This is a genomic window from Dehalococcoidia bacterium (assembly GCA_041653995.1).
Classification (GTDB): Bacteria; Chloroflexota; Dehalococcoidia; order GIF9; family UBA5629; genus CAIMUM01.
Genome location: JBAZEK010000001.1, coordinates 62,157 through 87,526, shown reverse-complemented (window position 1 = coordinate 87,526; position 25,370 = coordinate 62,157). Strand labels below are relative to the sequence as shown.

The 25,370-nt window shown below is 52.2% G+C and carries 25 protein-coding genes; 4 read left to right on the top strand and 21 right to left on the bottom strand.

All coding sequences use genetic code 11. From position 1 onward, the window contains the following. Nucleotides 1-5: 5 nt before the first annotated feature. The 3 genes from WC359_00440 to WC359_00430 are packed head-to-tail and all read left to right on the top strand — an operon-like array spanning nucleotide 6 to nucleotide 2,880. Nucleotides 6-272, top strand: a complete 267-nt coding sequence (locus WC359_00440; GenBank protein MFA5398904.1) for a 4Fe-4S binding protein — start codon at nucleotides 6-8, stop codon at nucleotides 270-272. Next, nucleotides 262-2,169, top strand: a complete 1,908-nt coding sequence (locus WC359_00435; GenBank protein ID MFA5398903.1) for an aldehyde ferredoxin oxidoreductase N-terminal domain-containing protein — start codon at nucleotides 262-264, stop codon at nucleotides 2,167-2,169. Before WC359_00440 ends, WC359_00435 begins: the two co-directional genes overlap by 11 nt. A gap of 3 nt (nucleotides 2,170-2,172) precedes the next feature. Continuing rightward, the gene (locus WC359_00430) at nucleotides 2,173-2,880 is read left to right on the top strand and encodes a diphthine--ammonia ligase (GenBank protein MFA5398902.1); all 708 of its coding nucleotides are present in this window, start codon (nucleotides 2,173-2,175) and stop codon (nucleotides 2,878-2,880) included. Nucleotides 2,881-2,898: 18 nt separating this feature from the next. Here the strand turns inward: WC359_00430 and modB are convergent, their stop codons facing one another. The 15 genes from modB to WC359_00355 form a co-directional block, all read right to left on the bottom strand. Further along, nucleotides 2,899-3,573 carry a molybdate ABC transporter permease subunit gene (modB, locus tag WC359_00425; protein ID MFA5398901.1) on the bottom strand — a complete coding sequence of 225 codons (675 nt, stop codon included), beginning with the start codon at nucleotides 3,571-3,573 and terminating at the stop codon, nucleotides 2,899-2,901. 40 nt (nucleotides 3,574-3,613) lie between these two features. After that, nucleotides 3,614-4,387 (bottom strand): molybdate ABC transporter substrate-binding protein, encoded by a 774-nt coding sequence (gene modA, locus WC359_00420; GenBank protein MFA5398900.1) that lies wholly within the window; start codon nucleotides 4,385-4,387, stop codon nucleotides 3,614-3,616. 88 nt (nucleotides 4,388-4,475) lie between these two features. Beyond that, entirely contained in the window at nucleotides 4,476-4,709 is a 234-nt protein-coding gene (locus WC359_00415) for a MoaD/ThiS family protein (GenBank protein MFA5398899.1), read from the bottom strand. Nucleotides 4,710-4,744: 35 nt separating this feature from the next. Beyond that, a complete protein-coding gene (locus WC359_00410) occupies nucleotides 4,745-5,116 on the bottom strand; it encodes a hypothetical protein (GenBank protein ID MFA5398898.1) in 372 nt (123 codons plus the stop codon). A gap of 24 nt (nucleotides 5,117-5,140) precedes the next feature. Further along, a complete protein-coding gene (locus tag WC359_00405) occupies nucleotides 5,141-5,881 on the bottom strand; it encodes an ABC transporter ATP-binding protein (protein MFA5398897.1) in 741 nt (246 codons plus the stop codon). Then, nucleotides 5,878-7,014, bottom strand: a complete 1,137-nt coding sequence (locus tag WC359_00400; protein MFA5398896.1) for a DVU_1551 family NTP transferase — start codon at nucleotides 7,012-7,014, stop codon at nucleotides 5,878-5,880. The genes WC359_00405 and WC359_00400 overlap by 4 nt, the downstream gene beginning before the upstream one ends. Further along, on the bottom strand, nucleotides 6,987-8,060 hold the full coding sequence (locus WC359_00395; protein MFA5398895.1) for an XdhC family aldehyde oxidoreductase maturation factor: 1,074 nt from the start codon (nucleotides 8,058-8,060) through the stop codon (nucleotides 6,987-6,989). The genes WC359_00400 and WC359_00395 overlap by 28 nt, the downstream gene beginning before the upstream one ends. A 3-nt stretch (nucleotides 8,061-8,063) precedes the next feature. After that, the gene (locus WC359_00390) at nucleotides 8,064-9,044 is read right to left on the bottom strand and encodes an FAD binding domain-containing protein (GenBank protein MFA5398894.1); all 981 of its coding nucleotides are present in this window, start codon (nucleotides 9,042-9,044) and stop codon (nucleotides 8,064-8,066) included. Beyond that, complete coding sequence (locus WC359_00385) at nucleotides 9,041-9,631, bottom strand: (2Fe-2S)-binding protein (GenBank protein MFA5398893.1); 591 nt, start codon at nucleotides 9,629-9,631, stop codon at nucleotides 9,041-9,043. Before WC359_00385 ends, WC359_00390 begins: the two co-directional genes overlap by 4 nt. Nucleotides 9,632-9,667: 36 nt before the next feature. After that, entirely contained in the window at nucleotides 9,668-12,124 is a 2,457-nt protein-coding gene (locus WC359_00380; protein ID MFA5398892.1) for a xanthine dehydrogenase family protein molybdopterin-binding subunit, read from the bottom strand. After that, nucleotides 12,121-13,374: an NADH-ubiquinone oxidoreductase-F iron-sulfur binding region domain-containing protein gene (locus WC359_00375; protein ID MFA5398891.1), complete on the bottom strand. Its 1,254-nt coding sequence runs from the start codon at nucleotides 13,372-13,374 to the stop codon at nucleotides 12,121-12,123. The genes WC359_00380 and WC359_00375 overlap by 4 nt, the downstream gene beginning before the upstream one ends. 13 nt (nucleotides 13,375-13,387) lie before the next feature. Beyond that, complete coding sequence (locus WC359_00370) at nucleotides 13,388-13,828, bottom strand: NAD(P)H-dependent oxidoreductase subunit E (GenBank protein ID MFA5398890.1); 441 nt, start codon at nucleotides 13,826-13,828, stop codon at nucleotides 13,388-13,390. 21 nt (nucleotides 13,829-13,849) lie between these two features. Continuing rightward, on the bottom strand, nucleotides 13,850-14,491 hold the full coding sequence (locus tag WC359_00365) for a 2Fe-2S iron-sulfur cluster-binding protein (protein MFA5398889.1): 642 nt from the start codon (nucleotides 14,489-14,491) through the stop codon (nucleotides 13,850-13,852). A 142-nt stretch (nucleotides 14,492-14,633) separates the two neighbouring features. Then, the gene (locus tag WC359_00360; GenBank protein ID MFA5398888.1) at nucleotides 14,634-16,007 is read right to left on the bottom strand and encodes a glycoside-pentoside-hexuronide (GPH):cation symporter; all 1,374 of its coding nucleotides are present in this window, start codon (nucleotides 16,005-16,007) and stop codon (nucleotides 14,634-14,636) included. A gap of 155 nt (nucleotides 16,008-16,162) precedes the next feature. Continuing rightward, a complete protein-coding gene (locus tag WC359_00355) occupies nucleotides 16,163-17,524 on the bottom strand; it encodes a 2-hydroxyacyl-CoA dehydratase family protein (GenBank protein ID MFA5398887.1) in 1,362 nt (453 codons plus the stop codon). Nucleotides 17,525-17,726: 202 nt separating this feature from the next. On the opposite strand from WC359_00355, the gene WC359_00350 reads away from it, so the two are divergent. Then, on the top strand, nucleotides 17,727-18,350 hold the full coding sequence (locus WC359_00350; protein MFA5398886.1) for a TetR/AcrR family transcriptional regulator: 624 nt from the start codon (nucleotides 17,727-17,729) through the stop codon (nucleotides 18,348-18,350). A gap of 46 nt (nucleotides 18,351-18,396) precedes the next feature. On the opposite strand, the gene WC359_00345 is transcribed toward WC359_00350, so the two are convergent. The 6 genes from WC359_00345 to WC359_00320 all read right to left on the bottom strand — a co-directional run bounded on the left by WC359_00345 (nucleotide 18,397) and on the right by WC359_00320 (nucleotide 25,367). Next, the gene (locus WC359_00345; protein MFA5398885.1) at nucleotides 18,397-18,627 is read right to left on the bottom strand and encodes a MoaD/ThiS family protein; all 231 of its coding nucleotides are present in this window, start codon (nucleotides 18,625-18,627) and stop codon (nucleotides 18,397-18,399) included. A 75-nt stretch (nucleotides 18,628-18,702) separates the two neighbouring features. Further along, entirely contained in the window at nucleotides 18,703-19,071 is a 369-nt protein-coding gene (locus WC359_00340) for a hypothetical protein (protein ID MFA5398884.1), read from the bottom strand. Between the two features lie 77 nt (nucleotides 19,072-19,148). Next, nucleotides 19,149-21,605: a xanthine dehydrogenase family protein molybdopterin-binding subunit gene (locus WC359_00335; protein ID MFA5398883.1), complete on the bottom strand. Its 2,457-nt coding sequence runs from the start codon at nucleotides 21,603-21,605 to the stop codon at nucleotides 19,149-19,151. A gap of 135 nt (nucleotides 21,606-21,740) precedes the next feature. After that, nucleotides 21,741-23,303, bottom strand: a complete 1,563-nt coding sequence (locus tag WC359_00330; protein ID MFA5398882.1) for a long-chain-fatty-acid--CoA ligase — start codon at nucleotides 23,301-23,303, stop codon at nucleotides 21,741-21,743. Between the two features lie 205 nt (nucleotides 23,304-23,508). Continuing rightward, nucleotides 23,509-24,723, bottom strand: coding sequence for an alcohol dehydrogenase catalytic domain-containing protein (locus WC359_00325; protein ID MFA5398881.1), 1,215 nt, complete (start codon nucleotides 24,721-24,723; stop codon nucleotides 23,509-23,511). Between the two features lie 236 nt (nucleotides 24,724-24,959). Continuing rightward, on the bottom strand, nucleotides 24,960-25,367 hold the full coding sequence (locus tag WC359_00320) for a hypothetical protein (GenBank protein MFA5398880.1): 408 nt from the start codon (nucleotides 25,365-25,367) through the stop codon (nucleotides 24,960-24,962). Nucleotides 25,368-25,370 lie beyond the last annotated feature (3 nt).

Below are 25,370 nucleotides of genomic sequence, written 5' to 3'. Positions count from 1 at the left end.
ATGCTATGACAGTCAGGGTGGAAAAAGACAAACGATTTATCGAGGCCGATTCTTCAAAATGCGCCGGCTGTATCACCTGCATGCTGCGATGCTCTTTCAGATCCGGCAATAAATTCAGCCTTGCCGCTTCGAATATCCGGATTGAGCGGCTGGTGGGACGCCCCAACGAGTTTGATGTTAGCTTCAACGCGGATTGCGATGCCTGCCTGATCTGCGCCCGCTATTGCCCTTATGGTGCCCTGACTGCCAGTAAAGAGGCGGGTGAGATCTGATATGAAGCTGGGCGGCTACGCGGGCAACATCCTTTACGTGAACCTTTCGGACGGCACTTCACGCAAACAGCCTCTGGATGAAGACCTCGTCAGGGAATGTATCGGCGGCGCAGCCATCAACAACAGGCTGGCCCTCGATCTGATACGCCCGGATGTCGATCCGCTTTCACCCGGCAACGCCATTATTATCGGCACGGGACCCTTCAACGGTACATTCATACCCGGCGCTTCCCAGACAATGTCTGTCTACAAATCCCCGCTAAACGGATCTTTCCCCCACAGCAATGCCGGAGGAGTTTTCAGTCACTTCCTTAAATCCTCGGGCTACGACTATCTGGTGATAACCGGACGGTCGCAATGGCCGGTCTATCTGGTTATTGAGGACGATAACGTCGGTTTGAAACACGCTTCCGATATATGGAGCCTGGACGGGTTCGACTCGGCCGACGAACTCAGGCTGAGACATTCCCCCTGCAGCATCATCCCCATAGGAATTGCTGGTGAAAGACAATCGGCCATCTCGGTCACTCACATCGATAAAGGCGGTACCATCGGCTCCGGCGGCCTGGCTGCGGTTATGGGCTCAAAGAAGCTCAAGGCTATCGTTGCCTGCATGGGCAGCAGGTCCATTGAGGTGGCAGATCCGAAGCGGCTGCGGGCCATAGTGGATGGGATATCAGAGAAGATAAATAGTTATCACCTGCGCGGCGAGATGATGAAGGGCGGCGCCATGACTATGACCTCCGCCTGGATACCTCCCGGCGTAGTGGCGCGTAACTCTTCAGAGCTTATACCATACCCTGCCGACTTAAAAGAGACCAAGGCAGGGCTTTATGAATCGCATAAAGCAGCCCGAAAAAAGATTGCCTGCGCAACCTGTCCGCTGTCGGATAAGGACCGCCTGGACCTGCCCGGCTGCCGCAGCAGCTATGATACAGCCGTCTTCATGGAGATGGCCGCCCTGACCTATTCACCCGCCCTTGGTTATAACAACGAAGGCACGATTGCAGATAGATACCGCATGGCCATCCAGTACTACGATGAGATCAACCGGCTGGGTCTTGACCGCGTTTACAGTTTTAACGGCCTTGCTGACTTCGTAATTACTCTTTATGAGCAGGAGATCATCAACAAAAGTGATACAAACGGCTTGAAGCTTGACCGCAGCTATGACACTCTGCTGGCGCTGGCGCGTATGACCGCCGCCCGCGAGGGATTTGGCGCTGTGCTGTGCGACGGTGTCCTGAGCGCAGCCCGTAAAATAGGCAACCTGGCTGCAGGGCGCGTGCAGAATGTGGTCAAGGGACAATTCATCGCCTTTGATCCGCGCATGAGCGGTTTTCTGCCCATGCACCTCGGTATGCTGGTGCATCCCGGTCGCACTCTGGGTGTAGCCCCTGCCATGGGGGCGCCTTCTTACAGCCCGGGGTGGCCTCTGGCCGACATCAGAAAACAAGCCGAGCGCTGCGGTGTTGCGCCATCGGATATGGAACGCCTCTTCACAGCCGACTCTTTCAATCCGGGACGCCTGGCCAAACACGGTGAGGACTTCTTCGGATTGTTCAATATACTCGGCCAGTGCCACCGCCTTTATATATCGCGTTTTTACAGCCTGCAAACCCTGGCTGATCTGTACTCGGCCATCACAGGCATTGAGAAGACGCCGGTTGAACTTAAAAGGGCCAGCTCCCGCATGTGGGATACCTGGCTGGAGCTCAACCGCCAGGCCGGATTCACCCACCGCGACGATGAGCCGCCGCATATCTGGTTCAAATCACTTAAAAGCCCCGATCATGAATACACCCTTTACGATTACAACCTTAAAAATCAACTCTCCCGCGGCGACATCCTGGGCTATCTGGATGAATATTACAGCGAGCGGGAATTGAAGGAGTAAAGAATGAATAACAAAGCGACGGCGATAAAAGGTGAAAATTACATTGTATCGTGGAGCGGAGGCAAGGACAGCTGCATGGCGCTTTATGAAGCGTTGCAGCGCGGCTGTAAAGTTACGCACCTGGTGAACTTCATCTCCGATGACCAAAAGAGAGTCAGGTTTCACGGGACCAACGCCGACCTGATAAAGCAGCAGGGCGCCGCCATGGGCATAAAGGTAGCGCAGTACGAGACGGATTGGGACGGCTATGAGCGTGATTTCAAGGCTGGAGTACGCAGCCTGCTCCCCACCGGGGTAAAAGGAATGATATTCGGCGACATCTATCTGGATGTCCACAGAGAGTGGGTTGAGCGTGTATGCGGCGAAATAGGCATCGAGGCGCTGGAGCCTCTCTGGGGCAGGCCCACCGATGAATTACTCGACCAATTTATCGATCTCGGCTTTGAGGCGGTCATTGTAGGCGTCAACTCTAAGCAGATGGATGAAAAATGGGTAGGAAAAAAGGTGGACGCGTCATTCAGGGATTATCTTAAAAAGAATAATATCGATCCATGCGGTGAAAACGGCGAATACCACACGGTTGTAATAAACGGCCCCATTTTCAAACAGCGATTATCTTTATCGACAGGCAGCGTGATTTCAAAAAGTGAGTACCGGCTGCTGGATATCCGCGATGTCAGGCTGGAGGATGCCGCCTTCAAACCAGTTTGATGATCGCTGACCAGGCCTTCAGATCGTTATCGCCTTGTATGTCTTGCCCTTGAAGTAAGCCAGAGCGCTGAGAGATATGAAGACGATAATAAGCACGATAACTACCAGCACCAGCGCCTGGTGCATATCACCGTCCTGGACTGCGAAGTAAATCGCCACCGGTAAGGTTGCCGTCTTGCCCGGTATATATCCGGCCAGCATCAGTGTGGCGCCGAACTCGCCGATGGCCCGGGCAAAAGCCATAACGGCGCCGGCCGCCACCCCCGGCCAGGCCAGGGGCAGCGTGACCGACCAGAATGTCCTCCACTCACTGGCCCCCAGCGTGCGCGCCGCATTCTCTATGCTTATGTCAACCTGCTCGAAAGCGCCCCGCGCATTCATGTACATCAACGGAAAGGATACAACGGTGGCGGTAATGACCGTTGCCGGCCAGGAGAAAACCACCGTTGTTCCGAACAATAACAGCAGTTGTCCCATAGGACCGTTCTTGCCGAACAGCATCAGCAGACCCAGGCCCACAACGGTTGGAGGCAAAACAAGCGGCAGAATCAGGATACCGTCGATGAAATTCCTCAGCCTTCCCTCATACCTTGCCATCCAGCGGGCCACAGCTATACCCGCAAAGAAGGTGATCACCGTGGCTGTAAAAACAGTCGACAGAGAGATCCATAGCGGTGAAAGCAAAGAGTCCATCATCTGCGCTATCCTGCGATTAAATCTTCCACCTTATCTGCTATTTGATCACGGTAAAGCCGTATTTATCGAATATGGCGCCCGCCTCTTCGCTGAATAAGAACGCCTCGTAAGCTGAGGCAGACGCCATGTCCTTTCCCGTTTTTATTAAGGCCACAGGGTAGACGACTTTTTTATTGATCTCATACGGCGCGTCAGCCACAACCTTAACGCTCTTTGATATTCTGGCATCCGTTAGAAATACAATACCTGCATCGACGTTGGAACTTTCGACATACTGCAACACCTGCCGCACATTGCCGGCAAGCACCAACTTGGGCTTCAACGTTTCCATGATATCGAATTGATTTAAGATATCCCGTGCATACTGGCCGGCCGGCACCGAATCAGGATCACCTATAGATACCTTTTTGACCGCGTCGCCCGTCAGATCGTTGAAGCTCTTTATGTCCAGGGTGCTGTCGCCGGGCACTATCAGCACTACTTTGTTGCACAGCAAGTCCTTTTGTGTACCCTCCACGATCAGGCCTTTGCTTTGAAGCGCATCGATCTGCTTGGGAGACGCCGATATGAATACGTCCACCGGCGCGCCGTTCTCGATCTGCTGCTGTAAGACACCCGATGCCGCGAAATTCGAGGTGATGGTTACATTCGAATGCTCTTTTTGATAGAGCGCATTGACTTCACCGATCACGTCGGTGAGACTTGCTGCCGCAGACACGTTCACCGTGGCAGCCGGCGCTGAACATCCAATACATAATAGGACGACCAACAACAGGACAATTGACATGTATGAAGTGAATTTGGATTGCATGACCTTCCTCCCGGATTTTAGTGTCCCAATTATATCAATTCCGATGTTCATATATTCGATATTTTGTAGCCGCGTCCATCCTTCTTTCTCAGCCTCCGCTCACCAGGCGGTACAATTTCACTGTGTCGTTATCCTTGAGCACGGTGGCGTTCCAGACCGGCTCCTCGTTTACGTGTACGATAACGGCCTTCTGCACATATGGCGGCAGCTTGAGAAATACAAGCAGGTCACGTACCGTGCAATTATCCGGAACCTCGATTATGGCATCGCTGGCATAATCGTCTATCTTGATGAACTTGCCATAGCTCAAATTAATTTTCATTTCTCTACCTCTGATTTCTTAAAGAAATCTCCCGCTCATTTCCTTTTTATCATGCCCATGCAAATTGATAGAAGGATACCAAAAAAGTTGAACATGGCAGGGTTGCCAGCCAGTTTTAAATTATAGTTATTGATGGCCACCTGCAGGCCGGTATCTCCACCCAGGGCCAGGGTTTTAAAGCCCACATCGGCATTCTCGAAAACCAGTGCCATATCATAGTCCTTCAGTACCGTATCTGAAGAGAATTTCCCGTTCCTGATTATATAGCGCCTGCCTCTCGTGCCATCCTTGGTCATAATGACATATGTAGCGGTGCGTACGCGCAACAGCTCCTTAACCGCCTTATTATTTTTAGCTGCCATGCCCATCATAAACGCCAGGACTGCCAGCAACATCGAGAACAGCATCTCACAATCACCTCCGGATTTGATTTACGTGAAAAGATAATCGGGATAGAGCGTCTTTAAACTTACCAGCGACATGACTTCTTCATTCACCGGATTGTTGAAGACGGCCTGGGGCGTGTCGCACTGCACAATTCCGCCCCTGGAATACACCATGACTCTATCCGCCAGCGAAAATACCTCTAGGACGTTGTGCGTTACCAGAATCGCCGGTATGCGAAACTCCCGTTTGACCACATTTACCAGGCACCTGCGCATCTCCAGCCGGAGCTGGTCATCCAGAGATGAGAAAGGCTCGTCCAGCAGGAGAATCTCGGGATTGCGCATCAATGCCCGGGCCAGGGCCACCCTCTGTTTTTGACCGCCCGAAATCTCATTAGGATACCTGCCTCTAAATTCGGCCAGGTTGAACAACTCCATCATATCCATGGCTTTTTTTCGCGCTTCCCGGCTGTCGATACCGCGCGTTCCGAAGAGAATGTTTTTCTCCACGGTCATGTGGGGAAAGAGAGCCAGGTCCTGGAAGACATAGCCGACAGACCTCTGCTGTGGGGGAAGGTTGATTTTCATATCCTTGCTGTACAGCAGCCTGCCGTTCAACCGGATATATCCGTCGCCCTGTGGAACTATTCCTGCGATGGTGCGCAACGTCATGCTCTTGCCGGAGCCGGAATGCCCGAAGAGCACAACCAGCTCGCTCTCCATGGTCCAACTCACATTCAGTGAAAAGCCACCAATGTTAGTGATGATCCTCAGATCCAGGCTCACGGCTGTGCTCCCGCCATCGTACGGCTGCTGAAATCAAGAGCGCCGGTGCGCGCTTCGATTCGAGTTAGAATATTAAGTGCATTCTCATAGCGGATCCTGATCCTGTCGGCCGCTTCCGCATTATCTCCATATCGATCAACAGCCCGGCCAAAACGATTCTGCAAAGGCACTACCCTGTCGCTGCTGACCAGTTTATCTGCCAGGTAAAGCACCTCCGCAGCTGTGACTTCCTCGCCTTCGCCGGGAATTATATCCATGTGGGTTTCGACAAGCCCGGCGACTGTGGGATATCCCATCGCTCTTATTATACGTGCCGACTCCGCGGCATGGTCCGGCCTCCCTTTCGCCAGGTCGTGCAGCAGCGCTGCCGACATGAGAAGCTCCCTGTCGACATTGAATCCACACCGGTTCATCTTATCAGCAATCAATAGCGCTACTGATGCCACCGCTTTGCAATGAGCGATCACTGCATCCGGTACGCCGTGGATATCGCTCATTATGACCTCGCATTCAGCAGCGGTTGGAACGTTCATCCTTTGTAATCTCCTGCACAGGGTCACATAATCCTCCGGCGTGTCCATATCGAGCAAAATATTCCCGTCCGGGACCGGCAGAGCAACAATATCGGCGCTGTGAAGGCTAAATACACCCCCCAGCCCGTTTTCTCCGCTATAATCGATTATCGAGCCTGCAAACCTGGCAGCTATCAGCGGAGGATGCCCCCGTCTTGCGCCAAATACCGGAATTAAAATTCTATCACTGTGAAGTCTGTAGGCGCCGGCCAGATATCGAATAGTCTCCTGTCTGACCAGCGGAACATCGGCAGGCATAAGAAAAAACGCCTCCGTGGATGAATCCAGGTTTGTAACTCCTGCCCGCACTGAAGAGAACATCCCTGCGGCAAAACGGTCGTTTATTACCACCTTTACACTTTGACCGGCCAGCGCATGAACTAGTTTCTCCCTGCAATAGCCTGCGACAACTCGTATATCGCTTATCCCTGCATTCAGGAATGATGATATTACCCTCTCAATGACCGGCTGGCCGCCCAGATCCAGCAGCGGTTTAAACCGCTTCATTCTTTCCGAGTACCCGGCCGCCAGTATTATGGCTGTGATGCCTGGCTTCTCCATTTCCTCTTCTGCGCCCTTATATTTATTAATTCCCCAACGATGCTGACCGCTATCTCGGCAGGTGTCTCGGTTTCTATCTTCAGGCCGATAGGGGAATACACCACTTTAAGCTGCTCTGCTGTGAAACCTTCCTCTAACAGCGCTTTATAAATAGCATCTCTCTTGCGATTGCTGCCGATCATGCCGATGTAGCCGGCTTTTGTACGCAGAGCTTGCGCCAGCACGGTTTTGTCATAAGCATGCCCGCGGGTAACAATAACCAAATAACTGTCATCATCGATTTGAAGACCGTTGAAACAATCGTCAAACGATTCAAGCACAATAAGCTCTGTCGGCAACGCAAACCGCTCGCGGTTGGCGTATTCGCTACGGTCATCCAGCACTACGGTCGTGAAACCCACCCTGATCGCCAGATCATTGACTTCGCGAGATATGTGACCCGCTCCGAAAATATATGCGACACCCGTATTAAGCACGATATCAATCCAGAACTGCTGACCCTCGATATCTATCAGCGCAGGTTCATTCAGACTCCATACCATGTCCGTCAGTCTGGCTGATAATCCGACGGACCCATCCGAACCCGTGGCACAGGAAAGGCCCGGAGCAAGCACACTGTGTTCCAGCGGCTCGGAACCTTCCCCAGCGGCAGGCAGCGCAGTTATTATGTAACTTTTATGGTTATGCCGCCTGCCCGCCAACAGACTATTAAATACCGCCGACGTATCGTGATCGGCAGGAAGATACTCAATCAGCAGTTCACATTTGCCGCCGCAAACCATATCAGTTACGGTTATGTCATCGCCCGTCATATCAAACCACAGCCTGGCGAAGCCTTTTTCACGGAACAGGTCAACGGCTTTTCTCATGGTAGCAGCCTCGATCAGGCCACCGCCCACGGTTCCTTCAATCCCGCCGTTCCTGCGTATGATCATAGCGGCGCCAAGGTGTCGCGGGCTTGAGCCTTTTATACTGATAACCCTGGCCAGCACCAGGTCTTCGCCGCGCTTCAGGTGGCCGGCGATGATGTCCAGCAGATCTGTCATATGTTACTTCTCCACGCAGGCCAGCAGCGTCCTTTTAACCAGCGTCCTGGCGACCGCCACCATGTACTTGTTGTGTTCGAGCGGTTTGGCTGCGGATACAGCGGCCTGGCCCGCTTCTTCAGCCAGCGCTTCATCTATTTTCTTGCCGATAACCGCCTGCTCCGCCTGAACAGACCGGTAGGGTATGACATGGACGGCATTGAGGCATATCCTGGCGGCTGAGACCTTGCCGTCCCTGGTTGTGATCATGACCGCACAGTTGACGATGGGGAAGTCGATGGACCTGCGCAGGGCGAACTTGAGGAACGCGCTGGACGATCCTGCGGCGGGCTCGGGAATCTGTATGCCGGTGACGATCTCGTCGGCCTTGAGCACGGTGGTCTTGACGGGCTTGACCTCGAAGAAGTTCTCGGCGTCGATGGTGCGGCTGGAGGTCACGATTTTGGCATCGAGGGCCACCAGGGCGGGGGCGGTGTCGCTGGGATGGACTGCGAAACAGCCGCCGGAGACGCTGCCGCCGAAGATGGAGTGGTAGCGGTTGTCGCCCTTGATAGCGTAGCACCTGCCGCCCTTTTTGCGCAGGCATGAGAACCTGTTGTTCTGGTTGCGGTAGTACCAGCAGCGGATGTCCTGGCAGATGTTGCCCCCGATGGTGCCCATGTTGCGCAGGTGGGGTGAGGCGGTCCTGCCGGCGGCCTGTGCCAGGGCGGCGTATTTGGACTTGATGACGGCGTTGTCGGCGATATCGGCCAGCAGGGCCAGCGCGCCTATGTTGAGCATGCCGCCCGACTCCTTGATGTCGCTCAGCCCCTGTATGGTCTTGATGTTAATGAGGGCTTCCGGGTAGGCGGGCAGGATGGAGTCTTTCATCTTGCCCAGGATATCGGTGCCGCCTGCAATGACGGCGGCGCGTTCACCGTAGCGGCCCATGAGGGCCACGGCCTCGTCCACACTGTATGCGTTGAAATGTTTAAATTCCTTCACTTCTTGCCACCTGCCTTCATTTTTTCAGCGGCTTCTCTGACTGCTATGGGATGCTGCGGATAGGTGCTGCAGCGGCACAGGTTGCCCGCCAGCGCGTCGACGATCTCCTCTTCGCTGGGGTCCTGGTTGCGATCGAGCAGGGCCTTGGAGGCGACCACGAAGCCGGGCGTGCAGTAGCCGCACTGCATGGCGTGGTTGTTGACATAGGCTTCGATCAGGGGATGGCCGTCGGCTGCGATGCCCTCGACGGTCTCGACGGTCTTGCCGTCGCACTCGATGGCCAGCATCATGCAGGAGAGGACGGGTTTACCGTCCACGATCATGGTGCAGGAGCTGCAGGCGCCGCGGTCGCAGAACTGCTTGGATCCCGTCAGGCCGAGTACGTCGTGGATGAGGTAGTAGAGGGTCCAGTTGGGCTCCACCAGGAAGGAGTGCTCCGCCCTGTTGATTGTCAATTTTATGCGGCCCTCGGCTGTGGGCAGGCCGCGTCCCTTGTGCGATTTGAAGACATGGCTTTTCAGCCCGTCCTGCGTATCATGAGATTCCCCGCAGTAGGGGCAAACGAAATTCTTTATCTCTTTACTCAAGTTCTCGTCCTCCTCTTTCGAAGCTTTGTTTTTATGCTATAATTTTCCCAGTGCCTTCAGTATTTTGCTCGGGGTAATGGGCAGCTCGTCTATCCAGACTCCGATGGCGTTGTAGACCGCAGGCGCCAGCAGCCCGGGGACAACTGTGCCGACGTCCTCGCCAATGCCGATCAGCCCATAGGGGCCGTAGCCCATGCCCGTCTCCAATAAGATAGTACCCACAGGCCCCAGATCTTTCATAGTGGCTATCTTATAGTCGAGCAGGTTCCCGTTGAGCATCACGCCGGTAACCGGGTCGTGTATCACCTCTTCTAACTTGGCCCTGCTCACTCCCATGATGCTGCCACCGTATTGCTGACCTTCGCAACTCATGCGGTTGATGACCTTGCCCACGTCGTTAACGTTAAGCACTCTGGTAACGAAGACCTCGCCGGTCTCTGTATCGATCTCAATTTCCATGAAATGGGCCTGGCGGCAGAAGCGCGGCCGGGGATTGACCGGATTATACGCGCCGTACTGAACGTGATAGCCCGCCGCAAACAACGGCTCTGACCAGCCAACCCGTGTTCCCAGAAACTCGTCAGTAGCAAACGGCCCGCTCTCTCCGGCCAATCTTACGAAGTCGGCTATGCTCATCTGCCGTTTGGGATCCGACTTAACGATTATCACGCTGTCTTTGATATCCAGGTCCTCGGGCCTGGTGTCGGGGAAAGCCGGCTGGAATTTTCCTCTCTGTGTTGAAGAGGAAGGGCTTGTTGCAGATTCAAGTATCTTCTGCTTGAGTATCCTGGCGGCGTGACGCACCGCCCAGCCGTTGATCGACATATTGGTGGAGGAATCCGGTGTCATGCGATAGAAACCGCGGTAGACCTGCGGATTATAATTAACATCCTGCAAACGAAAACCCAGTTCATCGGCAGCGATCTGGCAATAGGTATCCTCCGCATTGACGCCGTTGTCCGCACCCATGGCCATCAATGTGGCTGTCCCGTCGGTCCTCTCGATACGTATGGCGAATTCGCCGCCGCCGCTGGAGTCGTCCCACTCATGAGCCCAGCTGAAGCCCACCCCGTGCATGCGCCCGTTTGGCAACTTCCTGGCGCCCGGCTTGTGCCATGCCTGGTCCCATCTGAAATCACCCTTGCCCTTCTCGAGGCATTCCTTCAGGCTGTCGCGCGCCGGAAAGCCGCGCTTTTCCTTTTCTTCCCTGGCCCACTCCATATCATGGCCCATACAACCATCGTTCTTCAAAGCCAGTTCCGTGGGATCCATACCCAACTCGGTGGCCACGCGATCGAATATCATGGTCTGGGCAAGTACCGGCGGCAGCATCTCACATCGAGTGGGAACCGTGTGCCCCTTATTCACCCAGATGGACTTGGACTGCCCGTGGAGGTGCTGCACCCTGGTATTGTCATGTATATGCAATGCCGGGCTGAAAACCGGCCAGATGGCATTTACATGGTACAGGTCTACATCCACGGCGGTGATAGTGCCGTCATTTTTAAATCCGACTTTGAAGAAGTAGGTGCCTTCGTCCATGGAACCGCCGAAGAAATCCTCACGACGTGTGAAGACATATTTAACCGGCCGCCCCACCCTCTTTGAGACTGCACCGGCACACCATAATGGGCCCAGGTTCCAGTCTATCTGGCACCAGCCTCCAAAGCTGGCCCCCTGATATAGAGAATGTATCTCTATTTTGCTCATGGGAATGCCGCCGTACCACTCTGAGATACGGCTCTTGGGCAGGTGCACCCGCTGGTGCTTCAGCCAGATCTCGGCATTGTCACCATTCCATTTGAAAATGCCGCAGGGCCTCTCGGGACCTACCCAGGTATTAGCGGTACGTTTGAAGCTGAATTCTATGACTTTATCCGCCTCGGCAAAGCCTTTCTTTACATCTCCGTGCGTCAGTTCATCATAGGCGCCGCGGTTGAAGTGGTTGCCGTCGCTATAGCGCTCCGGCCAGCTGAGCGGCGCTGCCGGATCGCTGGCTGCCACAGGGTCCAGATTAAAGGGCCGCTCCTCCCATTCGATCTCGATCAGGGAAAGCGCTTCCTCGGCGATTTCCTCAGTCTCAGCCGCAACGGCAGCTCCGACCAGTTCCCCTTCCATGTGCGCTGAATCGGAAAGAGCCCTGTCAATTCCGAAAAATCCTGCCGTCTTTCCTATGATCTCAGACTTCTGAACCTCCGGATCATCGTAGCGCAAAACATACCTGACTCCAGGCAGCTTCTCGGCCTTGCCGGTATCCATTTTGACTATCCTGGCATTGGGGTAGGGGGACATAAGAAGACGCATATACAGCATGCCCGGAAGCTGTATATCCATAGTATAATCGGCATGGCCCGATGCCTTGGCCAGGCCGTCTATCCTTCGCGGGCTTTTCTGACCGATATACTTATACTCTTTGAGCGGGTATTTATCCGCAGAAAGGTTATCGAACATCTCCTGCATGCGCGCTGTCTGATCTTGCGAGTTCGTACTCATCTGATTCCCTCCTTCGATACAACTAATTCACCGCCGAGGTAGCTGCGCAGAAACTGCGATTGGTTGACCCTGTCTATATACTCGTTATAGAAATATCTCAGTGAGTCCAATACGGGCACGGCGGCCGCCTGTCCCAACCCGCACAGCGAGGCAGCCGCCATCGTGCGTGCCAGCTCCTCCAGCGTACTTATATCCCTCTCTCTGCCGTCCCCCTGCTGTAAACGCCCGTATATCTCCAGCATCACCTCGGTCCCCTCGCGGCAGGGCGTGCATTTACCGCAGGATTCCTCGTTGAGAAAACGTATATCATTATGGACTATGTCGATGATGTCCCGCGTCGAATTGAAGACCATCACCGCGCCCGATCCCAGGAAGGTTTCATGTGAGAGGGGAGTATCGATCATGTAGCCGGGTATGATATTGCCGGTCGCCCCGCCTATCTGCACCGCCTTTATATCGGCGGCCCCGGCCAGGCCGACAACCAGCTCCTTGAGCGTACTGCCCATCTCCATCTCGTAGATGCCCGGACCGGCAACGTCACCGCTGACGCTGAAGACCTTGGTACCTTTGCTCCTGCCGGCGCCCATGGCGCTGAACCAGGCTGCGCCGTTGTTGACGATGTGGGGGATGTTCATCAGCGTCTCGACGTTGTTGATGATGGTGGGCATATCCCACAGACCTCGCTGCGGCGGGTACGGCGGTTTATAGCGCGACTCACCCCGCTGTCCCTCTATGGAGTTCATCAGTGCCGACTCCTCACCGCACACGTACGCGCCGGCCCCCTCGAACACCTGGATATCCATATCCTTCAAATAACCTTTGCCTGAGGCCTGACCGATGGCGGAGACGAGTAGTCCTTTGAGCGGGTGGTATTCGCCCCTCAGGTAGATATAGGCCTTGCGGGCGCCGATGGCCAGTCCCGCTATAATCATCCCTTCGATCAGTCCGAAGGGGTCGTGGGAGAGGATGTATTTATCCTTAAATGCGCCGACCTCGCCCTCGTCAGCGTTGCAGATCAGGTACTTCTGCCGGCCTTTGGCGTTCATGGCCAGCTCCCATTTGAGCCCGCAGTTGAATCCGGCGCCGCCGCGGCCCGTCAATCCCGATTTTTTAACCTCCTCGACGATAGCTTTCGGCTTCATCCTGCGCGCTTTCTCGTAGGCCTTGAACCCTCCCACCTTGAGATAGGATTCGATATCCTGAGGGTCTGTTTTCCCGCAATTGCCTAATACGATACGCTTTTCCGCCACTCATAACCTCCTGTCAATAGGATTTCAGTATCCCGGCAATGCCCTCAGACGTGAGGTTGCCGTATAATTTATCGTTAATCAGCATGGCCGGCGCCTGGTCGCAGGCCCCGATGCAGCCCACCATCTCCAGCGTGAACTTCCCATCGGGCGTGGTCTGGCCGGGCCCTATCCCAATCTCCTGCCTGATGCCCTCCACCAATGCGGAGGCCTGCTTCATCTCGCAGGGCAGGCAGTTGCATACCTTAATCACGTTTCTCCCCACCCTGGTTACAGGCAGAAACGCGTAAAACGAGGCCACCCCGTAAACATAGTTAAGCGGAAGGCCTGTTTGTCCTGCAATCCCCTCCAGTGTTTCTTTGGAGAGATAATTCTTCTGCTCCACCTCCGCTTTCAGACCGGGCAACAGTCCGGCGCCGGACTGTCCGCCCGCGGTTGTGTCTTTCTTATCGCTCATCTTCAACATGCCCCCTTTTACTCAGACTTTGACCGGCCTGCCCAACGCTCCCGTGGGGCAGTGCTCGATGCAGATCAGGCAGTCACGGCAGGCCTCCGTTGTGAGCGCCTGGTCGTAACCGCTGACCACCTTCGACCTGAAGCCGCGATATCCTATGCTCAGCACGTCTTTGTGCGCTATCTCACGGCAGGCCTTGACGCATTTGCGGCAGAGTACGCACTTGGATAAATCCCTCCTCACGTAGGGGTTGGATTCTTCTGCGGGATAGAAACGCGGCGATTTAACGTTGAACCGCGGGGCGCCCACCTCATAGTCCGAGGCAAGGTTATGCAGCTTGCAGTTCTCCGCGTTGGGATCGTTCACGCAGTCGCCGGTATGGCCCGTCAACATCAGCTCCACGATGACTTTACGTGCAGCCACCACTCTCGGGGTATGAGTGGAAACAATCATGCCCTCCGCGACAGGCGTGTGGCAGGCTCCCACCAGCGTTCTGGAACCCTTCACCTCCACCACGCACACGCGGCAAACACCTGTGGGCAGCAACCCCTTGATATGGCAGAATGTGGGTATAGTGATGCCGCCCGCCTCGGCCGCCTCTAGTATGGTAGAACCCTCGCGAACCCTGACCTTTTTTCCGTCTACGCTCACATTGATATTACCCATCTACTTACCTCAAAATTAGATTTAATCAACCATCAACCGCCACATACATTAACAGGCCAATCCAATACAGTATATCCACATATATTCAATCTCTCAACTGACAGCGCCTGCGCATATATAATAAATTCAAGGTTACTCGGCCTTAAGAGGCGGCGGATCTGGCCTCCATCTCGGCGATTTGCGCACAAATCTCCTTATACCGTGCCTCCGTTATCGGGTAGAAATATAAAAATACAGCCGCGATGATAAATATGCCGGCCGATATGGGCCCCAGGAATAGCCTGATACTGAGTTGGGCGCTTGCAGTCTGCGGCATGACGTTGGCTACATAGCCCATCGACTCGAGAGTCACTCCCATCAGAAAGATAGCCAGCGCCTGGCCGATTTTTAGTCCCCATGTCCAAATGCCGAAAAAAGCGCCCTCCCTTCGTTCTCCGGTCCTCAGATAGTCGTATTCAATTGCATCGCTCACTATTGCATAGGGCATAGCATATGTAAAGCCGAAACCTGTGCCCATTAAAAACATGACTATCAATGTGAAGGTAACGCCCTGAGTGTGACCGAAGAAAAAGAGCACCATCAGCATGATTGCCATGATTACGAAGCCCGCACCGTAAACCTTTTTCTTGCCCAATCTCTTGCTCAGGAAGACGCTGACAGGGATAAACAGAATAGCCGTTCCGATCAGTATCAGCATAGCCCAGGTGGTCGCGGCTTCGTCGTTCAGAATATATTTAAAGTAGTAAATGACTATGCCGCTGGCCACCGTAATAGCCATAATATGAGATATGTATGTTGCCAGGATAAGCAGGTAAGGCTTGTTCTTGAAGACCTCGGTATAAGTCTTAACGAAGCCCATGGACTTTGCCGGTTTCAAATTAGCAGGCTCTTTGACTGTAAATATAGTGATTAATGCCGTAATAAGCATGACGGAGCCGAATACAATACCCAGCAGTACGAAGCCGATATTTTTATCCGGCGCAAGCGCCACGATGGGCAGTGCCAAACCCGCCCCGAGCAAAGTGCCTATCGCCGCGAATCCAAAGCGGTAGCCCATCATTGACGTCCTTTCATGGTAGTCGGCCGTTAACTCAGGAGCCATGGACATGTAAGGGATATTCACCGTTGAGTAAGCGGTACACAGGATCAGGTAGACGACCATTGCATAGATAAAAAGCGTTGTCTGAGATATGCCTGCGCCCGCCAGAAGCACCGGATTTATAAACATCACGATCACCGCTATAAAGAGAGGGATGGCGCCTCCCAGCATGTACGGCCTGCGCCGTCCCATTTTATTCACGGTGCGGTCCGAGATATAGCCTATTACAGGATCATAAAAGGCGTCCCACAGACGGCCCACCATGAGGGCAATACCTGCGAGTGCCGCAGCGAGACCTACAGTATCAGTCAGATAGTTCAATAATATGAATGCAGTCGCAGTAAAAAACAGGTTCGCTCCGAAATCGCAGACTCCGTATCCGAGCTTTACGCCCAAGGAAACCTTACCCTGTTCCATCTGATCTCCCCCTCATTATTGATTAGGACGCCTGTCCAGGCTCCTAAAACGATAGCTTTAATAATATAACAAACTTTTCAATTGCAAAACATCGCTAGAAATTGGTTTTCTTATAGCTATTATCACACTGACCTGCCGTCATTATTCTTCTTTGGTTACCACTCCACACCCTGTGATTCGCGGGTTCTCCTGAAATGATCCATCGTTTGTTCGAAGGCTTCAGCTCTGGACAGTGTTTCCTGGGGATTAAAAACGCGCTTATCAATAATGTCGCCCTCCACCCAGAGCGTGGGCACGTTGAGTCTTGTCAGCAGGAAGTTCTGCACTGTCTTAAGGCTTGAGCTGGCCACACGGCAGGACATGAGCGGGTGAAGGAAATAACCATCCGCTTTATACCATCGGGCATAATTAAGATAGAACTCGACAATGGGATTGGCTATTCCATCATTCTTGGCCTGCGGATGCATATTGAATATGAAGTTACGCGACAGGCGCACCAGCTTCTCCACCGGGTCGCTCACTTTAACCAGATCCGGCGGTTTGGGAGCATGATAGCCATTGCTTTCAAATACGAAATTCCAGCCTCTTTCGGCCAGACTATCGAAGAATTTGAGGCTGTGCCACGGCGGCAGTTCGGCAAATATGATCCTATACCTCTCGGGGAACCTGATCGCAGATTCCATATTCTTAACCCTGTCCTGCACTTCCGCCAGCATGTCCTGATACAGCTTGAGCGACACATTCATATCACCTGCAAAGAATAGCGATGGTGGCATGCTGCTCCAGAAATCCGTAGAGTGCATAGGGCCGGGTGTCGCTTTACGTGCTTCACTGATCCGGTAAGTGATTTCGTGAATCCTGATAGCGAGGTCAGTGAGCTCTTCGAACCTATGCCAATCCATTTTTTTCTTAAAAAGTCTCTCCAGGAAAGTGATGAATTCTTTCAGCTCCTTGACCAGGAACTCTACCTGATACGTTTCGAGGTCTTCCTCTGTGCCTTCGGCGGTGCCCATAAGGGGCATCTCAAGGCACCACCTGGGAACATCAAAATACCTGGACAGAGCCTGAAACCATTTGAATCTGGCATCGCAGATGATACCTGAGGCGACGAGCAACTGCGGTTTGGGCATACCGCCCATGGGCGCTTCAGGCGGTATCATGCCGCCATTTTCCTTCATCATGCGATATGAATAGCCGATGGTGCTCCTGCCGTAACCACACATATGGGTAGGGAAGCCGTCGGAGTCCGAGCCATCCAAGAACGGTTCGGCTGTGCCGGAGGCTGCCAGGAGAGCGGAGTAGTTCTCGGGATAAACGATATTGAGGCCCATGGCTTTTAGAGGGATATCCCCCTCCCAGTAATTAATCATGGCCCAGACAGTTGGTTCCCCTTCCTTGGCGGCCTGAAGAGTATTCAGATAGTCCTGCTGCACCAGGTTGCGCAGAGGGTACATGCTCTTCAGCCTATTAATGGCCCTCCTCTGTTCAGTTTTGACGGGAGCAATAGTATCACTCATTTATATTCCTCCAAATGCCGTACGCTACGATGACGGTCCCCTGTAAGTTGCTCCTCATCAAAAAGATTAAACCTCCGGGTATGTAAATATCTGATAAATGGTGCATTTTACCCAGTGATATAATAGTTCGAGCGATTGACCTATTATATACTAACGATTCCTGGCTGTGTCAAATACCGGTTTCGGGTATAATGTTTTCAGCATGGCGACTGTAAAAAGCAAGCCCAGAAAAGGGGTGGCCTATAGCAAGAGGAAGCTGGAGATATTAGAGGCAGCGGCTTATCTCTTTGTGAAAAAGGGCTACCTGAAGACCACAACCCGCGATATTGCAAACCGTTGCGGTATGAGCATCGGACACCTTTATTACTATGTTCCGTCAAAAGCAGATCTTATGATCCTTTTCATTGAAATGAATAATCAATGGCAGGAGGAACTGATAAAAGAGATCGAAAAGATACTGAACAAGTCCAATCCGTTGACAGCATTGAAAGAGACAATCAGGTATTATGCGCTTCACGTAGATAAATACCAGGACATCTTTGTTTTCTGGTATCAGGAGTCGAAAAATCTGGAACCTGAATTTCGCAGGTTGGTTTTGGGATCATTCAACCGTACTTCGGAGAAGCTGCAACTGCTAATAGAGAAGGGGTGCAAACAGGGCTACTTTAAGTGTAACTATCCACGTCTGGTAGCTACCAATATAGAGGTATTGATTACGGCGTGGGCATTCAGGCGATGGGATTTAAGACACGATTATAATCTTGACAATTTCATAAAAGACCAGACCGATTTCATAGTCAAAGCTCTGCGCAGTGGAAAATGGTAATGTGACACCGCTTCAAGGATAATTGTCTGAATAGAACAGTACCCTTTCAGCCGCCTGCAACCACAGTGATCAGTTTTACCGAATCGTTTTCTTTTAAAACCGTCGAATTCCATGCAGGATCATTATTGACAAGGATATATGGGGAATCCTGCTGTTTCGATATTCCTAAAAATAGAATAAGATCGCGAACAGTGCAATTTTCGGGGATTTCAATCAATGAATCGTTCTCATACTTCTCAATCTTGATAAATCCTTTGTAATGAAGACTGATTTTCATGTGAACTCCTCCTGCGGTGTTTCTCTATCGTTGAGATTAATTGTCTCGATCGCAGGCAAGGTAACAACCTAAATTTTACCGTTTGATTGCACCGAGAGCCACCATCATCACCACGGCGAAAAATATCATGACAGATGGATCACCTTTGAGCTTCAGATCCCAATTGTTTATTGCATCTTGTATCCCGGTACTCCCACCCAATGCAAGTGTTTTAAAACCGATGGAGGCATCCTTGAACACCAGGGCCAAATCATAGCTGGAAAGTACCTTGTCTGACGAATATTTCCCGTTTCGGAAAATGTATCGCCTGCCTCTTTTCCCGTCTTCGGTCATCAGCACGTAGGTAGAGTTTTGAATGATGAGCATATCCTTTACAGATCGGTTTGTTCTTGTAGTAATGCCGATGGCAATATTCAGGATAGAGAGCAACAGCGAGAACAGCATCTTTAATAGTCCCTCCAGAAGTCTTCGCTGACTCTACTCAAATTCTCGCATCCTCTTATGAAGCGGAATAAACGCATTTATAGTTTCCCCAGAGCTTTCAATATCTTTTCAGGGGTGATCGGGAAATCATCGATCCACACCCCGGTAGCATTGTAAACGGCGGGCGACAGGAGTGCGGGTATTACCGTGGCAATGTCCTCGCCGATACCTGTCAGTCCGTAGGGGCCATAACCCATACCGGTTTCCACTAAAATTGTTTGGACCGGGCCCAGGTCCTTCATAGTAGTGATCTTATAATCGAGCAGGTTCCCATTCAGCATAACGCCGGTGACCGGATCATGTACAACTTCCTCAAATTTAGCCCTGCTTACCCCCATAATACTGCCCCCATACTGTTGCCCCTGGCAGCTCATCGGATTAATTGCCTTTCCCACATCATTGACATTTACAATCCTGGTGACTATGACCTCGCCCATCTCAGTATCCACCTCGACCTCCATGAAATGCGCTTGACGGCAAAATCGGGGCCGAGGATTGTTTGGATTATATCCGCCTTCCTGTACATGGAAGGCGTGAACGGCAAGCGGTTCAACATAAGCAACTCGTATCCCCATGTTCTCAAGTACTGTTAGTGGTCCACCTTCACCTCCCGGTTTTACTAGGTCAGCTACAGGTAATTGCGTGGAGGAGTTTGATTTGAGGTAGATGACGCTGTCCTTTATATCCAGGTCCTCGGGCCTGGCATTTGGGAATACCGGCTTAAAGCTGCCCCGCTGTGAGGGGGATGTGGGGCTGGTGACATTTTCGAGTATCTTCTGTTTCAGAATCCTGGCCGCATGACGCACTGCCCAACCATTGACGGACATATTGGTGGAGGAGCCCGGCGTCATCCTGAAAAAGCCGGGGTCAAACCTGGGATTATAATGCACGTCCTCGAGTCGAAACCCAAGCTCATCCGCCACAATTCGACAATAGGAATTTTCCGCATCAACACCATGATCGCAACCCATGCTCAATATCGTTGCAGTTCCATCTTTTCGTTCGATACGTAACGCGACCTCGCCACCGCCGCATGAGTCACCCCACTCCTGTGTCCAGGTGAAGCCCACACCATGCATCCTGCCGTTGGGAAGCTTCCTGGCACCGGGCTTATGCCATGACTCATCCCATTTGAACGCCGCTTTACCTTTCTCGATGCATTCCTTCAGGCTATCGCGTACTTGGAAACCGCGTCTCTTTTTCTCTTCGTCCAACCAGATCATATCATGTCCCTCGGCGCCATCATTTTTCAGTGCTACTTCAGTTGGGTCCATGTCTAACTCGGCCGCGACGCGGTCCATCACCAAAGTGAAAGTCAAGCATGTTGGCAACATCTCACAGCGTACAGCTACCGTAGGTCCCTTGTTAATCCAGATTGATTTGGATTTTCCCCTGAGATTGGGTACCCTGGAGTTTTCGTTGAAATGAAGCGGAGGATGAAAGACCGGAAAGAGCGCATTAATTACATAGACATCGGCTTCGACCGCTGTGATAGTGCCGTCCTTCTTGAAACCTGCCTTGACGTAATATACGCCCCCGTCCATGGAGCCGCCGTAAAAATCTTCCCTGCGGTTGAAGATGAATTTAACAGGCTTTCCCGTCCTCTTGGCCACCAAACCGGCAGACCAGAAAGGGCCAAAAGACCAGTCGACCGAGGTCCAGCCGCCAAACATCGCACCTTGAAACGGCATATGTAGCTCAATCTTGTCCATAGGCGTGCCGCCATACCAGCCGGAGAGGTGGCGCTTGATAAAATGAGGCCGTTGATGTTTAAGCCAGATTTCGGGGCAGTCTCCATTCCATCTGATGATCCCGCAAGGCCGTTCGGGGCATATCCATGTATGATCCCGGCGTATAACTTTGAATTCGGTTATTTTGTCTGCATCCTGGAATCCTTTTTGCACATCGCCCGTCTCAAGTTCCTCAAAAACGCCCCTGTTCCAGTAGTTCCCATCCCTATACCGTTCGGGATTGGAAAGCGGTGCTCCCGCTTCAGCTGCCTTTTCCGGATCCAGATTGAATGGGCGCTGCTCCCATTCGACATCGATCAGCGACAGCGCCTCCTCTGCAATAGACTCAGTATCCGCTGCCACGGCAGCGCCGACGAGTTCCCCTTCAAAATGGGCGACATTCGGGAGTGGCCTCATATTGCTGAAGAATCCTGCTCCAAGACCAAGGCACAGCGCGTCCGGCATCTCCGGATCGTCATAGCGCAGTACATGCCTGACGCCCCGAAGCTTCTCCGCCTTGCTGGTATCCATCTTGAGTATTTTGGCATGTGGATAGGGAGACATCAGAAAGCGCATATAGAGCATGCCGGGAAGCAGTATATCCATGGTATAATCGGCATGCCCGGAAGCCTTGGCAAGGCCGTCGATCCTGCGCACCCCCTTCTGCCCGATATACCTGTATTCCTTCAACGGATACTTGTCCGCATTCAGGTTGTCGAACATCTCGATCATACGCTGTGATTCGATTTCCGATTGCCTGGTCATCTGCCTGCCTCCTCTGTTTTAGCCGATTCTCCGTTGAGATAGCTCCGCTGACACATAGACTGTGCAATGCGATTAATATATTCCTCTCGAAAATATTTCATTGCATCCAGTATCGGGACAATTAAATACCGCTTATCAAATCCTGCTGTCTCTGCCCTGCCAGTATTTTTCCTTTACCAGACGGCGCAATATCTTGCCGGTGGGAGTCATGGGCAGCTCTGTAACGAAGTCCACCGTGCGCGGACGTTTATAGCCAGCCAGCTTTCCCTTTGTGAACTCGATGATCTCCTCCCGCGTCGCGCTCATCCCGTCCTTCAGAAGGACCACCGCCTTAACCGACTCACCCCAGAATTCGTCAGGTACGCCAACGATGGCCACCTCCCTGACGGAAGGGTGTGTATAAATGACGTTCTCAACCTCGGTCGGGTAGATGTTCTCGCCGCCGGAGATGATCATGTCGTTTTTGCGGTCTACCAAGAACAGGTAGTTCTCTTCATCGAGGTATCCCATATCACCCACCGTACACCATTCGCCACGAAAGGCAGACTTAGTAGCCTGCGGGTTCTTTAAATACTCCTTGAAAATATTGATGCCGCGGGTGTATATCTCTCCTATTCCACCGGGTGGCAGTTCCTTGCCCTCAGGATCCAGTATCTTCACCTGCTTGCCGAAAGCAGCCTGCCCTACCGATCTCATCTTCCTGAACTGGTCTTCGGGATAGAGATTAGTAACGAGACCCGTCTCGGTCGAGCCATAGCCCTCGTAGAGCTTGGCATTTTTGAAGACGGACAGTATCTCGGTCTTGGTTTTCTCCGATATCGGTGCGGAGCCCGAAAGCAATATCTCCATGCTGGAAACATCGTACTTGTTGCGCACCTGCTCCGGCAAAGCCAAGATAATGTTGAACATAGTGGGAACCATACCCGATAGAGTCACCCTGTATTTATCGATTATCGACAGTATCTCCTCACCATTAAAACCACGCAGGTGATATATATGAATGGTGGCACCGCTGAGAAAAGAAGCCACTGTATTCCAGATGGAATTTGAGTGAAAGGTGGGCATCACAATAAGGTTGACCAGTCCGGAAGGAGGCATAGCGTATTCCATATTAATCGCAATGGCCCGCTCCACTTCCGTTTTGTGTAATATCACCGCACCCTTGGGGAAGCCGGTTGTACCCGACGTATATCCTATAAAGAAAATATCATCCGGATCGATTTTAACATCTGGCTCGTCCGACGAGCCCTCCTTTACCAGGTCTTGATAAAAACCGCCTGCATTGCGGAATTTCTTACTCCCCACTACCCAGTATTTATCCGCCGGTATTTGCTCTATATCCATGGCCGCTGTTTCCATAGTCGGTATGAATTCTTCCCCCATTATCATGGCACAGGTATCGGAGTTTTCGACGACATATTTGATTTCAGGCGCCTGGAAGCGCCAGTTTATGGGAACCATGACAATGCCGGCTTTGGCGCAAGCCATAATGAGCTCCAGAAATTGATAGCAATTCATAAGCAGTATCCCCAGCCTGTCGCCCTTCTTCAATCCGCTTCCAAGCAAATTGTTAACTATGCGGTTGACCCGCTGGTTAAACTCCTCATACGTGAAATGGACATCATCTCCTAATATAGCCAGGCGTTTGGGATACCTGTTTACGCTGTGCCTCAACAGATCGCCTATGACTATATTCATACTCCATCATCCTCCCTTACTATTTGGATGAGCCGTCTCATTACAATCCATATACAAATATATGCCGAGCCCTGATCTCCCCCGTGAGCAAATAATCTGTACTTTTAAAGCTTATGCTAATTAATTAGTTCGAACGTTTGACCTATAATATATCAATAATTACTATACATGTCAATATGTGCCGCTGAAATCTATGATGCCTTGTCTAGTCGTAGACAAACTGGGTCTTGATAGCCTTGTTACGACCTTTGTTTGTATTGACCTTCATCATCTTTTTGTATTCATCCAGCCTGAAGGTATGCGTTACCATATCAGCCAGCTTCGCCTTGCCTCCCGACATAAGGTCGATGGCAATCTCGAATACGTGCCTGCGTTTACCCTTCCACTCGTGGAAGCCATAATACAGCGAGCCCTTGATCGATATCAGCTTGATCAGTATCAGGGTTGGATCCAATTTGATCTCGCGGGAGTTACCCACCAGGGAGATCACACCGCCGGTCCTTGCCAGACGCATGGCCAGGCCGACGCTGCTTGAAGTGGAGAAACAGTCGTATATCCTGTCGTATCCACACATCATAGCATCCGGACCGAGCATGGGTTTATAGCACCGCCCTCCGGTAATCTTCGCTGCCTGCTGCAACGCAGTTTTGCCCGTAATCGTGTGGTCTGCGCCCGACTTCCTGGCGAGATCGGATGTGAATTTTGAACTGACAGCGGCCGTCATCTCACACGGGATCTCAAGGGCGCGTATCGAATGCATGATCATGGTGCCGATCACCCCGCCGCCGATTACCAGCACCTGCTCCCCTTTCTGTGGCATGTTGGTAAAGACTGCTTCAAGCGCAATCGCAAACGGCTCAACCAGGGCCGCCTCCTGAACGCTCATCCCCGCCGGAATCTTGAAAACCTGGCTTTTATGGGCGATGATATATTCGCTATAGCCTCCCATCGTCGCGATACAGAGATCGATAGCCTGTCCCGGAGGCAGCTTGCCCTCGGCGAAGTTCTCACAACTCGAAAGACCTTTACTGCACGCATTACATACCGGTTCAATACCACGTGTTATGCAGTTGAGCACCGGGCAGACGGCAACCAGGTCGCCTTTATTTAAACCTTGCACATCCGCACCCACCTCATCAATAGTGCCGCATATCTCGTGGCCGGGCACAGCCGGAAAAGAAGTATATGGTGTCCAGGCTGCCGAAACCTTCAACAGAACAGCGTAGATATCGCTGGTACAATTACCGCAACGGGAAACTTTAATCTTTACCCAGTCAGGGAAAGGTATTGAAGGCTCGGGAATATCGACCAGCTTCACCGTAGATAGAGGACCGCTGTAATAAGCTCGTTCGCTCAACGCGCCGATAACCTTGAGCGTCAGATATTGCGGGATTTTAACATCGAACTGCACAGCTTTCATAACAACCTCTCTCCTTTTCAATATTTCACCCAACCGTGCAAGCAAAACACCTGCGGGTTCTATCCGGGAAATTGTACAACATACTTTTTCAATAGCAAGGACGACTGTATATCAGTGAAAGATAGTCTGCAAAATAGAGACGCCGGCCGCGGCTTCATGACTAATATAATAATGGTTGCAACCCTGATGCAACCATTATATCTGTAAAAACGCAGATAATGCCGGCTGACCGGCAGTCATTTTTCCATCCTGCCGACGACTATGCACGCCGCCAAACCGAAGCCAACGCACCACAGGTTGATCAAGGCATTCAGCACAAGGTCTACTACCGAGGTTAGATATATGCCGTTCTGCAGGTTAAAACTGAAATCGAGCAGCCCCAGGAAGATCAATGCTCCCGCTCCAATTAATGACAGAGCGCGCCCGGCGGGATTTGATTTCATCAGCAACATACCCGCAACCAGCAGCAATACGGCCAGAATACCATCCGGTAATGGAAAGGAATTCTCATAGGCGTAATAACAGGGCGGCGCCTTTTCGGGCGCCAGTCCCACAGTGAAAAAGGCCAGCCAGAATAGAATTAGCCCGACACCGGTAACGATCTCGAGCGAAGCGATCAGTCGGCGTTTGTCGTCTTTAATCATCCC